15 protein-coding genes are annotated in these 14052 nt (G+C 71.1%); 10 read left to right on the top strand and 5 right to left on the bottom strand.

Features of this window, described 5'->3' with window-relative positions; translation table 11 throughout:
• Positions 1-229: 229 nt before the first annotated feature.
• Complete coding sequence (locus EAD98_RS22300) at positions 230-1291, top strand: hypothetical protein (RefSeq protein ID WP_121655964.1); 1062 nt, start codon at positions 230-232, stop codon at positions 1289-1291.
• A gap of 140 nt (positions 1292-1431) precedes the next feature.
• On the opposite strand, the gene EAD98_RS22295 is transcribed toward EAD98_RS22300, so the two are convergent.
• Positions 1432-1788, bottom strand: a complete 357-nt coding sequence (locus EAD98_RS22295; protein ID WP_121655963.1) for a hypothetical protein — start codon at positions 1786-1788, stop codon at positions 1432-1434.
• A gap of 316 nt (positions 1789-2104) precedes the next feature.
• Here EAD98_RS22295 and EAD98_RS22290 point away from each other — a divergent pair, with 316 nt between their 5' ends.
• The 3 genes from EAD98_RS22290 to EAD98_RS22280 are packed head-to-tail and all read left to right on the top strand — an operon-like array spanning position 2105 to position 4902.
• A complete protein-coding gene (locus EAD98_RS22290; RefSeq protein WP_121655962.1) occupies positions 2105-3331 on the top strand; it encodes an epoxide hydrolase family protein in 1227 nt (408 codons plus the stop codon).
• Complete coding sequence (locus EAD98_RS22285; RefSeq protein ID WP_121655961.1) at positions 3332-4285, top strand: redoxin domain-containing protein; 954 nt, start codon at positions 3332-3334, stop codon at positions 4283-4285.
• A 44-nt stretch (positions 4286-4329) separates the two neighbouring features.
• A complete protein-coding gene (locus tag EAD98_RS22280; RefSeq protein WP_199723501.1) occupies positions 4330-4902 on the top strand; it encodes an N-acetyltransferase in 573 nt (190 codons plus the stop codon).
• Between the two features lie 22 nt (positions 4903-4924).
• On the opposite strand, the gene EAD98_RS22275 is transcribed toward EAD98_RS22280, so the two are convergent.
• On the bottom strand, positions 4925-5569 hold the full coding sequence (locus tag EAD98_RS22275) for a GrpB family protein (protein WP_199723500.1): 645 nt from the start codon (positions 5567-5569) through the stop codon (positions 4925-4927).
• 111 nt (positions 5570-5680) lie between these two features.
• Between EAD98_RS22275 and EAD98_RS22270 the strand changes: the two genes are divergently transcribed.
• Together EAD98_RS22270 and EAD98_RS22265 are read left to right on the top strand one after the other, a co-directional pair.
• Positions 5681-6013 carry a PadR family transcriptional regulator gene (locus EAD98_RS22270; RefSeq protein ID WP_121655960.1) on the top strand — a complete coding sequence of 111 codons (333 nt, stop codon included), beginning with the start codon at positions 5681-5683 and terminating at the stop codon, positions 6011-6013.
• A complete protein-coding gene (locus EAD98_RS22265) occupies positions 6007-6972 on the top strand; it encodes a hypothetical protein (RefSeq protein WP_233583922.1) in 966 nt (321 codons plus the stop codon). The genes EAD98_RS22270 and EAD98_RS22265 overlap by 7 nt, the downstream gene beginning before the upstream one ends.
• A 10-nt stretch (positions 6973-6982) precedes the next feature.
• Here the strand turns inward: EAD98_RS22265 and EAD98_RS22260 are convergent, their stop codons facing one another.
• A complete protein-coding gene (locus tag EAD98_RS22260; RefSeq protein ID WP_121655980.1) occupies positions 6983-7480 on the bottom strand; it encodes an NUDIX domain-containing protein in 498 nt (165 codons plus the stop codon).
• Positions 7481-7706: 226 nt separating this feature from the next.
• Here EAD98_RS22260 and EAD98_RS22255 point away from each other — a divergent pair, with 226 nt between their 5' ends.
• From EAD98_RS22255 to npdG, 4 genes are all read left to right on the top strand, one after another.
• Positions 7707-7910 (top strand): hypothetical protein, encoded by a 204-nt coding sequence (locus EAD98_RS22255; protein WP_109820768.1) that lies wholly within the window; start codon positions 7707-7709, stop codon positions 7908-7910.
• A gap of 82 nt (positions 7911-7992) precedes the next feature.
• A complete protein-coding gene (locus tag EAD98_RS22250) occupies positions 7993-8868 on the top strand; it encodes a histone (protein WP_199723503.1) in 876 nt (291 codons plus the stop codon).
• A gap of 95 nt (positions 8869-8963) precedes the next feature.
• Positions 8964-10394, top strand: coding sequence for an RNB domain-containing ribonuclease (locus EAD98_RS22245; protein ID WP_121655959.1), 1431 nt, complete (start codon positions 8964-8966; stop codon positions 10392-10394).
• Between the two features lie 350 nt (positions 10395-10744).
• Complete coding sequence (gene npdG / locus EAD98_RS22240; RefSeq protein ID WP_121655958.1) at positions 10745-11443, top strand: NADPH-dependent F420 reductase; 699 nt, start codon at positions 10745-10747, stop codon at positions 11441-11443.
• A 161-nt stretch (positions 11444-11604) separates the two neighbouring features.
• On the opposite strand, the gene EAD98_RS22235 is transcribed toward npdG, so the two are convergent.
• Together EAD98_RS22235 and panB are read right to left on the bottom strand one after the other, a co-directional pair.
• Positions 11605-12855, bottom strand: coding sequence for an HNH endonuclease signature motif containing protein (locus EAD98_RS22235; protein ID WP_121655957.1), 1251 nt, complete (start codon positions 12853-12855; stop codon positions 11605-11607).
• Positions 12856-13026: 171 nt separating this feature from the next.
• Positions 13027-13872, bottom strand: a complete 846-nt coding sequence (panB, locus tag EAD98_RS22230) for a 3-methyl-2-oxobutanoate hydroxymethyltransferase (protein WP_121655956.1) — start codon at positions 13870-13872, stop codon at positions 13027-13029.
• Between the last annotated feature and the right edge of the window lie 180 nt (positions 13873-14052).

Below are 14052 nucleotides of genomic sequence, written 5' to 3'. Positions count from 1 at the left end.
CGCGGACGCCTTTGAGACTTGCGGCCAGGTCAGGGAGTTGAAGCGGACCTTGGAGCCGCCCCCCGGCCACCAGCGGGAACAGCGGTACGCGCTGGACATCGGATCATGCCAGGATGATCACCCCATCCCAGTCTGGGATGTCTTGTGATCACCAAGGGAGCCCCAAGTGCCTGAACTTGAGCCCGCTTCCGCGGGCCGGCCTTGGTCACGCCGGCTTCCGATCATTGCGGTGATCGCCGGCCTGGCCGTCGCCGTGGCTGTCGGCGTCTTCGTTGCCAATGACAGGGACAAGCCCGGAAATGTCCCGGCTGCCAGCGTAATTACTGAGGTTCGCTGGCAACAAGCGGTCATCGACCTACCGAAGAACTCCGACATGCCCTGCCCGACTGGCAGACAGCACATGCGGCCGGTTCAAAGCGGTGGTGCCCTGGCGAGCTTCGCGTGGGCTCCGGCCGGGGACCGCGGTCAAAAGCTGATCCTGAATTCCCGTGAGATCGCCTATGGCGACCTCACCGGTGATGGTGAGCCGGAGGCCGTCCTCAACATCCTGTGTAGCGACCTACCGGCCACAGCCCTGCGGAACGGCCTCCGGGGCGGGCAACTTCTCGTGGTCACCATGCGAGCCGACCATTCGTTGTCTGGGCTCGGTTATGCCGGGCAGCCTTACGCTGAACATCCGTCGTTTCGGGTGGAGAACCAGAAACTCGTGGCGCAGGTCTGGTACGCACGGACTCACCTCAACGGCGCGTCCTACGCGGTGTACGCACCGGCCCACACCCGCACCTATCAATGGGACGGCGCTCGGTTCGCGCAGACGGCCGGCCGGACATCGCCTCTGCTCCTGATGTCGATGGAGCAGTCGGTTGGGTCTCCGGTGCAGCTGGCGACGATCGTGCGGGACGGTGCACCGGTCTGCCCAGGTCGAGTCGTGCAATTCGAAGAACATGGACTCCAGACCGACGGCGCCGTGTATAGAGTCACCAGCAACATCAGACCCACGGACTTCGACCAGGACGGCAACCAAGAGCTTCTTGCTCAGGTGCAATGTACAGGCAACGGAGGGACCTTCGACTCCCTTTATCTGTTCCGTCAAGGCGTGGACAAATTCGTAGTGCTTGACGTGCCTATCGCAAACGGCGGGCAATATGTGATTCACGATGGCTGGCAGGCAAAGGGTAATACCCTTACCGTCAACGTGACGCTTCGCGGAACCGGCGAGACCCGTGCCTACCGAATGATCTGGAACGGCAAAAAGTTTGAGAACTCACTTGGGGCTCACCAACAAGCGTGAAAGCCTGGAGATCTCGAAACAGGCGATCAGGACTCAGTCGCCGCCGAGGTGACGACCACGTGCCGGGTAGCAGGCCGAAGAGGGCGCGGCACCTGCTGACGATGAGGTCGTGGTGGGGTTGCGTGCCGGTGGTGCGGGCTTCAGGGCCCAGGGTCTTCGGCGTCCCAGCCCAGTTTGCCGAGTTCACGCAGCACCGCGCCCACGCGGGGAGTCCAGAAGAGCAGGACCTGGTCGCGGCCCTCGACCTGAAACGAGACGGCGGTTGCCGGCAGAGGGAACCGTCCGTGGAACGGTCGGTGCGGCAGTGCGACCGTGGAGAACTGTTGCAAGGTGTCCGAGCTGGTACGCGACGAGAACGTCAGCGTGCTCTCGTCGGCACGTAGCTTCACCGTCGGCCAGGCCAGTCGTCGCGCGGCCTTGAGGGTGTCGCCTCGGGTGAAGTCGAGGCGGTCAACGTAGGTGAGCCCGCCGCGCGCATCGAAGGTTTCCGAGATCATCGTCGGATGGTACGGCGGGTGCGAGGGCGCAGGCGTGGCGGTGGTGGCCCTCCGACCGGTGCCGATCGCGCTCCACCGGGCTTGGTCCAAGGCGTTCGCCGCGGGGCGAGGTGAGCCGGGCGGAGATGCGCCGAATGCGCCCGGCGTGACGATATGCGTTCAGCGGCGAGTGCTTGTATGGCCGCGACCACGACGTCTTCCGTTCTAGGCTCCGACATATGGCGTCCGCGTGCCTCTGTCGAACTGGCACACACTTCCGGTCAGCGCCTTTGTCGAACATGCCCTCCAACGAGCTCAAGCGGAGAGGAAGGCACGCATGGCTGTCAAGACCAAGACTCGTCCGGGCACCACGGAGATTCGGCCGTTCTCGGTCGACATTCCTCAAGCCGATCTAGATGACCTGAAGAGGCGCATTGCGGCCACCCGTTGGCCGGAAAAGGAAACTGTCGACGACCAGTCGCAGGGCGTGCCACTCGCGATGATTCAGGCCGTCGCCCGCTATTGGGAGAAGGAGTACGACTGGCGCAAGATCGAGGCGCGGCTGAACGCCGTACCGCAGTTCATGACCACCATCGACGGGGTGGACATCCACTTCATCCACGTCCGCTCGAAGCACGAGGACGCGCTGCCGCTCATCGTCACGCACGGGTGGCCGGGTTCGGTGATCGAGCAGATGAAGATCATCGAACCGCTCACCGATCCCACGGCGCACGGCGGGAGCGCGTCGGACGCCTTCCACCTGGTGATCCCGTCGCTGCCCGGCCACGGCTTCTCGGGCAAGCCGAGCTCGCCGGGCTGGAACCCGGAGAAGATCGCGGCTTCCTGGACCGAGCTGATGAAGCGTCTCGGCTACTCGCGATTCGTCGCGCAGGGCGGCGACTGGGGCGCGGTCGTCGTGGACCAGATGGGCATCCAGGCGCCTTCGGAACTGCTCGGCATCCACACGAACATGCCCGGTGCGGTTCCACCCGAGATCGACCTGCTGTTCCAAGGCGACACCACCGGCGCGAACAACGCCATGGGTTCGCTGCCATCGGGTTTGTCCGACGACGAGATGCGTGCTGCCGAGGAAGTCAACTTCGTCTGGAAGCACGTGGCCTATGCCCTCATGATGGCGACGCGTCCGCAGACGCTGACCGGGCTGGCGGATTCTCCGGTCGGCCTGGCGGCCTTCCTGCTCGACCATGACGCGAAAAGTCTGGATTTGATCTGCCGGGTCTTCGACGGGGCCAAAGAGGGCCTCACCCGTGACGACATCCTGGACAACATCTCGCTCTACTGGCTGACGAACACCGCGATATCCGCGTCCCGTCTGTACGCGGAGAACAAGCTGTCATTCTTCGCCGCCAAGGGCGTGAACGTCCCGGTCGCCGTGAGCGTCTTTCCCGACGAGCTCTACGAGGCTCCGAAGAGTTGGGCAGAGCAGGCGTATCCCAATCTCATCCACTACAACAAGCTCGACAAGGGCGGGCACTTCGCGGCCTGGGAACAGCCGAAGATCTTCTCCGAAGAGATCCGGACCGCCTTCCGGTCGCTCCGCTAGATGGCCGTGTTCGGGCGTCCACACCTGCCCCCGCTCGACGGGGCGGTCGAGTGGCTCAACTCCGAGCCACTCGGCCCCGCCGACCTGGGCGGCCGCGTCGTCCTCGTGAACTTCTGGACGCTGACCTGCATCAACTGGCTGCGCCAGGAGCCGTACGTCCGTGCGTGGTCGCAGGCCTACCGGAACGACGGGCTGGTCGTTCTCGGGGTGCACACGCCGGAGTTCTCGTTCGAGCACGAGACCCGGTGGGTGCGACAGGCGATCACGGCGCGTGGGATCGACTACCCGGTCGTGGTCGACAACGACTACGGGGTCTGGAACGCCTTCGACAACCATTACTGGCCGGCGCTCTACTTCGTCGGCGCGGACGGCGTCATCCGCGACAGCCAGTTCGGCGAGGGGCGATACGAGAAGTCCGAACGCGTCATCCAGCAGCTGCTGGGCATCGAGCGCGACCTCGTCGGAGTCGAGGGGATCGGGGTGGAGGCGGAGGCCGACTGGGCCCAGCTGCGTACGCCCGAGTCGTACCTCGGTTTCCAACGCGGCGAACACTTCGCGTCGCCGAACGGCGCCGTGCTCGACGAACGTCGCGCCTACGAGGTCCCCGAGAGCCTGCAACTCAACCAGTGGGCCCTCGCGGGGGAGTGGGCGATCGGCTCCGAGAACATCGTGCTCGCCCGAGCCGGCGGGAGCATCACCTTCCGGTTCCACGCACGCGACGCGCACCTCGTGCTGTCGCCCGGAGCGGGCGAGGCGATCCCGTTCCGGGTGCTCCTCGACGGCGAGCCTCCCGGTCGGTCACACGGCGTCGACGTCGATGAGGACGGCAACGGACTGCTCCAGGACGGCCGCCTCTACCAACTCGTACGTCAGCACGACGGCGTCCGTGAACGGACCCTGGAGATCACGTTCGGCGAGCCCGGCGCCGAGGCGTACGCCTTCACGTTCGGGTAGCGCGACCTGCCGCGCGCCGCGCGGTGCGGATAGCATCGCCTGTTGTGACGACGCCCGAGATCACCATCGCCACTCCAGCGGACCGTGACACGGTGGTCGGCTCGCTGGTCGCCGCGTTCACCAAGGATTCCGTTCTGCGGTACCTGTTCCCCGACGAGGACACCTATCCGCGGTACGCCGCCGCCTTCTTCGGGCACCTCTTCGACAAGCGGGTGCACAAGGAGACGATCTGGACGGTCGGGCGCGGAGCCTCGGTCGCCATCTGGGAGCCACCGTCAACCGGCCACGGATCGCCGGGAAGCAGTCTCGCCGACGATCTCCCACCCGACGTGTGGGCCCGCGTCCAGGCCTACGACGAGGCCATCCACGCCGTGCTGCCGGCTGATCCGTTCTGGTACCTCGGCGTCCTGGGCACCCACCCGCGCAGCGCGGGGCGTCGTTGGGGCCGCGCCGTCATGAGTGCCGGGCTGCGTCGTGCCGTCGCGGACGGCCTGCCGGCGGTCCTCGAAACCAGCAACCCCGCCAACGTCGAGCTGTACCGTCGCGCCGGCTGGGAGGTCGTCGCCTCCATGTCGGAGCCGCTGCCGACCTGGATCATGCGACAGCCGCCGCGCTGACTTCGGCGGCGCTGGTCGGTGCTCAGATCGGTCCGGGCGGGCCGTTCCGCAGTGGCCGGTCCGCGCCCACATCGATCGGCGCGGCGAAGATGCGCGCGTAGATCTCGTCGATGACGTCGTTCTTCGCCAGGCTGTAGTCGCTGGGCCGCTGCGCGGTTTCCCGCGCGAGCCGGCGCTTGGTCACGGCGTACAGCTCCCGGTCGTCCGGATGCGACCGCAGCCAGTCGCGGAAGAGCCGGTGCCGGACCGGTTCGGGCGCACCCCGCGGCCAGACGTGCAGGTTGACGTCCTCGGCGGGGCTGAGGAACATCCGGTGCCCGTGCCACCACGGCTCCCGCAGGACCAGCCGGTACCCGAGTCGCTCCAGGGCGGGCAGGTAACGGGACTCGTCGGTCGTGTCCTCGACGAGAAGGTCGATGTCGATGACGGGCTTGGCCGCCAGGCCCGGCACCGACGTGGACCCGACGTGCTCCACGCCGATGATCTCGTCACCGAGCGCCCGGGTCAGCAGCGCGCGGGCGGCGGCGAAGCGATCCGCCCACGCGGGGTCGTAGTCCTCGATGACGATCGACTGCCACATCCGTGGTGGATCGCCGACCAGGCCGGCGCCCACCTGCTCGGGGCTGCCGTGGAAGCGTCGCACGACGTCCTGCGGGTACTCGGCCACCTCAACCTCCCGAGAGAATCAAAGTCCGCCAGGGTACGACACCGGGAATCGCCGCGATCCCGCAGGCGTGCGATACCCCTACCCTATGTAGAGTTCCGATACAGTGGCCGGATGCGGATCACCATTCCGGTCGCGAAGGTGCTGGCGGCGCTGCTCGCCGAGCCCGACGCGCAGCGCTACGGGCTGGACCTGATGCGAATGACCGGCCTGCCCAGCGGCACCCTCTATCCGGTGCTGCACCGGCTGAGAGGGGCCGGCTGGCTGGCCGCCGACTGGGAGGCGATCGACCCCGTCGCGGCCGGCCGGCCGGCTCGCCGCTACTACCGCCTGACGGCCGAAGGGGTGGCGCAGGCCCGGCGGGCGCTCGCCGACCTGCGCGCCGCGATCCCCGAGGGCCGTCCGTCGTGGGGCGGCACCGAGCCCACCGGGGCGCAAGCGTGGTGACCCGCCGGGCCGCCGAATTGCTGCTGGAGATGGCCGCGCGCCGCTGGCCGGCCGACGTCCGCGACGACCTGCGCCGCGAGTGGGCCGCCGAGTTGCACGTCCTCGCCGAGAGCGGTCGCTGGACGAGGATGGTCGGTTTCGCGGTGAGCCTCGCCGTCAGCCGCGCAGGTGCCCCGCTCGTCGATCGCGGCCTGATGCGCGGTCGGGCCCGCCGCACGGTGGCCGCGTTGCTGCTGGCCCCGATCGCCTGCGTCGGCATCGTGGTCGGCGGCGCCTTCGCCGTGTACCCGATCGAGGTCGGGCTGACGGGCGTGGGCTGGTCGGAGCGGTCGCAGAAACCGATCTGGACGGCGCTCACCGTCGGGTTGGCCGTGCTGCTCGCGGTGTACGCCGCGCGCTGGGCCCGGCACACCGCAATCGACGGCCCGCTGCGCATCGCGCTCGGCGTGGTGCTCCCCATCGGTGCGGCCGCGGCCCCACTCCTGTACGTCATCTACCCGGACGACCTGGCCCGCGCCGTACCCGGTCTGTTGTTCTGGCTGGTCGGCCTGACGCTGGCTCTCTGGGCCGCGGCGAGCCTCGCCGCCCGGAACCGGCTCCGCGGAGCCTGGTGGCTGGGCATCCTCGGCGCGTTCGCAGCGGCCGACCTCGCGGTGATCCGCGTCGTTGTCGACATCATGCCGGCGGGCAGCGGTGCCGGCCCGCTCAGCGGTGCGCTGTCACCGGGCAGCGGCGACTGGCTCTCCGCGCCGCTGTGGCTCTTCGCCGCCCTGACGGACTGGAACGTCGGCCTACCCGGGCCCATCTCAGTGGAGATCTTCCAGCTGATCACCTACCAGGTGCTGGTGGAACCCATGCTCTACCTGGCGTGCACGCCCTACGCGCTCGCGTACGCCATCCGGGCGGCCCGGTCGGCGCCTGCCGCCGTCGCGTCGACGCCGACCCCGTCGTCGGTCTGATCCGCGCGGCTCAACCGGGCACGTCGTCCCACGTCGTTCCCGGCTCCAGGTACCCGGCCGACTGGTTGTCGCGCAGCGCGTAGGCGATGACCAGCAGGGCGTGCTTGTCCAACTCGGGCAGCCGGTCCATCGGGAACCACCGCACGGCCAGCGACTCGTCGTCGTTGACCCGGGCGGTGCCGCCGACGACCCGGCAGAGGAAGCCCAGGTTGAGGTACTCGCAGCGGTCCCCGTTGGGGTAGGTGTGCGGGTGCGAGACGGCGCTGGACAGCCGTACCGGCACCACGTCCAGGCCGGTTTCCTCCAGCACCTCGCGGACCAGCGCGGCGGCCGGCTGCTCGCCCGGCTCGACGAACCCGCTGATCACCGACCAGCGCCCGTCGTCGGCGCGCTGACCGAGCAGCAGCTCACCGGCGTCGTTGCGGACCACCGCGCTGACGCTGGGCAACCACAGCAGGTCGTGACCGACGTGCTTGCGCATCCGCAGGATGTAGTCCGGCACCGCCATCGGGCGATCATAGGCCGCGACCGTCCGGCCACCGCCGTCCGGTGACGCCGCGTCGGGTGTCAGCCAGACCAGCTGACGGTACGGCCGAAGCCCTCGCACGACCCGCCCCACCTGCACGTCTTTCGGCGTTCCGGCCCGAGGCCCGGAAAGCGGCTCTACTGTGGAGAAGGTCGGCGACTTGTGCGATCCGGTGGCGGCCGGCCGGATCGCGGTGCACAGTGATCCCATGAGCGACAGCGGACGTGGTGGGCAGTTCTACTGGTGCACCCGACACCACCGGGTCGAGACGGACGCCGACGTGTGCCCGGCGAAGCATGTCCTCGGCCCGTACGACTCGGCGGCCGACGCGGAGAACGCCCTGCAACGGGTGCAGGAGCGGAACGAGGCGTGGGACGCCGAGGACGCCCGTTGGGCCGGGGAGGACAGGTAGACGGCGCGGGACGGCCCGCGCCGCGGTATTTCGTGCTCCGCGAGGACGCACGCGAGAGCACGTCCCCAAGGAGGGAACCACGATGGCCGAAGCACAGCAGGCCACCACCCGCCCGACCGCCCGGCGTACCACCGCGAAGAAGACCGCCGCGGCGGAGCGGAACACGGCAGCGAGCCGGACCACGCCCGTGCGCAAGTCCACCACGGCTGCGGCGAAGGCGCCGGCCCGCAAGGCGGCCGGCGGGGCGGGACGCGCCCCGGCGAAGAAGACCACGGCGGCCAAGGCCCCCGCGAAGAAGGCCCCCGCGAAGAAGGCGCCCGCCACGACCTCCGCCGCGGCCAGGAAGGCGCCGGCGAAGACCACGGCCGCCGGCCGCAAGACGACCACCGCCGCGAAGCGGACCCCGGCGTCGGCGGCGAAGAAGACCACCGCCGCCGCCAAGAAGACCACCGGCGCCGCGAAGAAGACCACGGCCGGTACGGCGAGGAAAACCGCGGGTACGGCGAAGAAGACGACCGGCGCCGCGAAGAAGACGACTGCCGCCGCGAAGAAGACGACCGGCGCCGCGAAGAAGACCACCACGTCGGCGGCGAAGAAGACCAGCGCCGCCGCGAAGGCGCCGGCGCGCAAGGCCGCGACCACGGCGTCCACCGCGAAGAAGACGGCCGCCAAGAAGGCGCCGGCGAAGAAGACGGCGGCGAAGAAGGCCACGTCCACCCGCCCGAGCGGTGGCGCCCGCAAGGCCCCGGCGAAGAAGGCGCCGGCCGCGAAGTCGACCGCCACCTCGTCGACCACCACCCGCAAGGCGGCGGCGAAGAAGGCCCCGGCGACGAAGACCGTGGCGGCGAAAGCTCCGGCCCGCAAGGTGACCGCCCGCAAGTCGCCGGCACGCCCGGTCGCCGCCCGCGCCACCGCCCCGCGCGGCACCCGGACCACCGCCCGGAAGGCGACCGGCTGATCGTCGGCCCCAACTCGGCTGTTCCCGGCGCGCCGATCGGGAATCTCGTCCGGTCACCGGAAGCGGATCACCGGCGGCGCTGTCAGGATTGACCCGTGGTCATCCGACGCGTACTCGCGCCCCGCATCGACTTCGGCGCGCTGCGCCGCGAGCTCGGCCTGCCCGAGGGGTTTCCGGCCGCTGCGCAGAAGGAGGCCGACGAGGCGGCCGCGGCACCGCCGCGGCCGTCCGTCGATCGCACGGACGTGCCGTTCGTGACGGTCGACCCGGCCACCTCACGGGACCTGGACCAGGCGATGCACCTCGCCCGCCGCCCGGGCGGCGGCTACCGCGTGCGGTACGCCATCGCGGACGTCGCCGCGCACGTCGACCCGGGCGGCGCGCTGGAGGCGGAGACCTGGCGGCGGGGGCAGACCGTCTATCTGCCCGACGGGCACGTGCCGCTGCACCCGCTGACGCTCAGCGAGGGCGCCGCCAGCCTGCTGCCCGACGACGACCGGGCCGCCGTGGTCTGGACCATCGACCTGGACGCCGACGGCGGCACGGTGGCGGTCGAGCTGGAACGCGCCCTGGTCCGCAGCCGGGCCAAGCTCGACTACTCCGGTGTGCAGGCGGCGGCCGACGCCGGTCGGCTGCCCGAGCCGATCGCGCTGCTGCCCGAGATCGGTGACCGGCTGACCGCCCGGGGGCTGCGTCGAGGCGCCATCAACCTGCCGCTGCCCGAGCAGGACGTGGAACCCGACGGCGACGGCTGGCGGCTGGTACTGCGCGGCCCGGTGCCCATGGAGGAGCACAACGCGCAGATCTCGCTGCTGACCGGGATGGCCGCCGCCGACATCATGCTGGCCGGCAGGATCGGCCTGCTGCGCACCATGCCGGCGCCGAAGCCGGAGGCGGTGCAGCGGTTGCGGGCCGCCGCCGCGCCGCTCGGCGTCAACTGGCCGGACGGCATGGGCCCGGGCGAGGTGATCGCCGGGCTGGACGCCGCCCAGCCACGAGCCGCCGCGTTCATCGACCAGGCGGCCGAGCTGATGCGCGGCGCCGCGTACACCGCGTTCGACGGAACGCCGCCCGAGCAGCCGGAGCACGGCGGTGTGGCCGCCGCGTACGCCCACGTCACGGCGCCGTTGCGGCGCCTGGCCGACCGGTACGCCACCGAGGTCTGCCTGGCCCTGCACGCGGGCCGACCGGTGCCCGACTGGGCGCGCGCCGCGCTACCCCGACTGCCCGAGGTGATGGCCACGACCGACCGGACCGCCTCCGCGGCCAGCCGGGGCGCCGTCGAGTTGGCCGAGGCGGTGCTGCTGGCGCACCGCGTCGGCGAGACCTTCGACGCGGCGGTGCTCGACGTGGACGCCCCACCGAACGGCCGCTCCCGCCCCCGACCGCCCGGCGGAACGGTGGCCCTCGACGCCCCACCGGTACGCGCCCGTTGCCTCGGTCAGTTGCCGCTCGGCGAACGGGTCCGGGTCCGGCTGGTCACCGCCGACCCGGCGGCCCGCACGATCCTGTTCGAGCTGGCCTGATCCGGTCGTCCGCTCGGTCTGTTCGCCCTGGGTCCAGTTTCGCCCTGGGCCCGGGGTCGCCGTGGCCCCGTTCGCCGTGGCCCCGTTCGCCGTGGCCCCGTTCGCCGTGGCCCCGTTCGCCCTGGGCCTGGCGTCGCCCTGGCCCCGTTCGCCCTGGGCCCGTTCGCCCTGGGTCTAGTGTCGCCCTGGCCTGGTGTCGCCCTGGGCCTCGTTCGCACTGGCGCCGTTCGTTCTGGGGCCCGGCTGTCCGCACGGCCTCCTGGAGCTGGTGGGGACCCGGCGGGCCGCAGCGGGGATTGTCACAACGGCCGGCGCTGCTGCCGGACCGGGTGGTTTGCGAGGATGAGCCCATGGCATACGACGCGAGCACACTGCCCGACGTGTCCGGGCTGACGGTCGGCATCATCGGTGGCACCGGCGACCAGGGGCGGGGCCTCGCCTACCGGTTCGCCCGGGCCGGGCAGACGGTGCTGATCGGCTCCCGGTCCGCGGAGCGGGCCGCCGAGTCCGCCGCCGAGATCGCCGCCCTGCCCGGAATGCCCGCCGACTCCAGCATCACCGGCGCCGCCAACGACGAGGTGGCCCGCCGCAGCGACGTTGTCATCATCGCGGTGCCGTGGGACGGGCACGCCGCGACCGTCGCCGCCCTCGCCGAGCCGCTCGCCGGCACGATCGTCGTCGACTGCGTCAACCCGCTCGGCTTCGACAAGCAGGGCCCGTACGCGCTGACCGTCCCCGAAGGCAGCGCCGTTCAGCAGGCCGCCGCGTTGCTGCCCGACTCCCGGGTCTGCGCGGCGTTCAACCACGTCAGCGCTCCGCTGCTGGCGGACCCCGAAGTCGACCGGATCGACCTGGACGTGCTGATCTGCACCGAGGACCGCGAGCTGGTCGACGTGGTTGGCGCGCTCGCCGCCCGGATCCCCGGGATGCGTGGCATCTACGCCGGCCGGCTGCGGAACGCCCACCAGATCGAGGCGTTCACCGCCAACCTGATCGCCATCAACAAGCGGTACAAGGCGCACGCCGGCATCCGCGTCACCGACCTCTGAGCACGCGCCCACCGGCGAGCCCGTCTGCCGTCGCGTCACCGAACACTGAGCACGCGCCCACCGGCGAACCCGTCTGCCACGGTCAGGTGCCGGCGAGCCTGTTTTTTGCCGTGGCACGCCCGACGTCGAGCTGCCGCGCTGTCGTTGCTCGAGGGTCGTCGTCACGTCCGCCGGTGGTACTGGTTGCAGCGGGGGAGCTGGTCGGGATCGAGCCAGGCCGGCGGTACGAACTCCGGGTGACCGTCGCCGCCCAGCCGGACGGCCCAGCCGCCATGATGGATGTGCCGGTGGTGGTGTGCACACAGCAGCACCGCGTTCGCCAGGCTCGTGCCGCCGCCGTCCGCCCAGTGCCGGATGTGGTGGGCGTCGCACCAGCGGGGCGGGCGGTCGCAGCCCGGGAAGGCGCAGCCGCGGTCCCGCAGGACCAGGGCGCGCCGCAAAGGCCCGGTGACGAGCCGGCGTTGCCGGCCCACGTCGAGCAGTTGACCGGCGCCGCCGAGGACGGCGGGCAGGATGCCGGCGTCGCAGGCGAGCCGGCGGACCGTCTCCGGGGTGAGCTGGAGGCCGGTGTCCAGGGTGCCAACGTCCAACTGCCGGGCCAGGCCGTCGAAGCTGGCGGTGACGACGATCTGCGCGGGCTCGCCGCCGTGCTCGGGTAGGTCACCGGTGCGCAGGGTGAGCCGGCAGAGGTCGGCGAGCGCGTCGTGGCGGCGTTGCCCGGGGGTACGCGAATCGTCCGGACCCGACGGTGCGGTCAACGGATCGATCGCGGCGCGCAGCAGGCCGGCCGCCTCGGCGTCCAGGCTGCCGGTCAGCCGGAGGCGGCCATCGCGCAGCTCGGACAGCGTGACATGACGGTCTCGGGCGGACCGGTGGGCCTCGGCCTCCAACGCGGCCCGGGTGGCGGCCTCGGCGACCTCGGGAGCGACGTGGTCGAGGATCCGTGTGCCCAGCCTGCGGAGCAGGGCGGGATCGAACTGCCCCGCCCACTCGACCAGCACACCGACCGCCTTGTCGGCGGCCTCGGCGCCAGCGGTGGCGTGCACCGTGCTGACCGTGTCGCCGATGACCCGCGCCTGCTCCAGGCTGATGGCCCCATCGGCCAGCGCGCGACGCACCCCCGGGGCGCCGGCGTCGAGGGTCCCGGCGAGGTCGACGAGCCGCCGGGCGGCGGGGACGGTGAGCCGCAGCCGATCCCGCAGCCAGACCGCCGTCGAGGACGCGCCCTGCGCGCCGGCCGTGCCCCGGCCGTCCAACTCACGGACAAGGGCCAGCTGCACCGCCGCCAGGCGCTGCTCGAGCCGGTGCGCGGCGTCGAGCGCCGCGACCAGCTCGTGCTCCGCAACGGCCCAGGTGGCCACGCCGAGGCACGCCGCCACCGCGTCCTCCGCCTGCGCCAACTCCTCGACCACGATCTCAGATTAGAACAGGTGTACGACAACTTCGGCCCCATGATCAGCTGTCGCTGTCGCTGTCGCTGCCGCTGCCTGCGGTGTCAGCTAGCGATGCGGCGGCGGGACCGGCCGGCGAGCGATAGGCGTGCCGGCCGGTCCCGTGCTGTGGGCCGTGCGGTCGTGGACCGTCTAGAAGGTGTGCTCGGCGGCCGGGAATTCGCCGCCGCGGACCTCGTCGGCGAACTGGCGGGTGGCGTCGGTGAGGGCGCCCGCGAGGTCCGCGTACCGCTTCACGAAGCGTGGGGCCTTGCCGGTACGCAGGCCGGCCATGTCCTGCCAGACCAGCACCTGCGCGTCGGTGGACGGGCCCGCCCCGATGCCGACCGTGGGGATCGACAGTTCGTGGGTGACCTGCTTGGCCACCTCACCCGGCACCATCTCCAGTACCACCGCGAAGGCACCCGCCTCGGCCACCGCCCGCGCGTCGGCCAGCACCTCGTCGGCCGCGTCGCCCCGGCCCTGCACCCGGTAGCCGCCCAGGGTGTGCTCGCTCTGCGGGGTGAAGCCGATGTGCGCCATCACCGGGATGCCCGCGCCGACGATCGCGGCGATCTGCGCGGCGCAGCGGCGGCCACCCTCCAGCTTCACCGCGTGGCAGCCACCCTCCTTCATGAACCGCACGGCGGTGCGCAGTGCCTGGGTCGGGCCCTCCTCGTACGAGCCGAACGGCAGGTCGCCGACGATGAGCGCCTGGCGGGTCGCCCGTACGACGGCGCGGACCAGCGGGAGCAGTTCGTCGGCGGTGACCGGCAGGGTGGTCTCGTAGCCGAAGACGTTGTTCGCGGCCGAGTCGCCGACCAGCAGCACCGGGACGCCGGCCTGGTCGAAGATCGCCGCCGTGTACTGGTCGTACGAGGTCAGCATCGGCCACCGTTCGCCGCGTTCCTTCGCGGCGATCAGGTCACGGGTGCGAACTCGTCGGGTGGCCGGCCCGCCGTACAGGGCGGTCACCTCGTTCGGAGTGGACTCCACCATCACTGTCTCCTTCCTCGAGGCCGCCTGCGCGGTCCCCGGGTTCCGCAGCGATCGTCGCACCGCGGGACGGGGTGACGGCAGAGCCCAGTGCAAGATGTCACTCCGTCGCGGCGCCGCGCCGGACCGGGCCGTAGGCCCGGCGCACACCCGCAGGCCGGGCCGCACACCCGCAGGCCGGAC

This window comes from Micromonospora sp. CV4 (assembly GCF_003667455.1).
GTDB lineage: Bacteria > Actinomycetota > Actinomycetes > Mycobacteriales > Micromonosporaceae > Micromonospora.
This window is presented reverse-complemented; position numbering and strand designations above follow the sequence as displayed.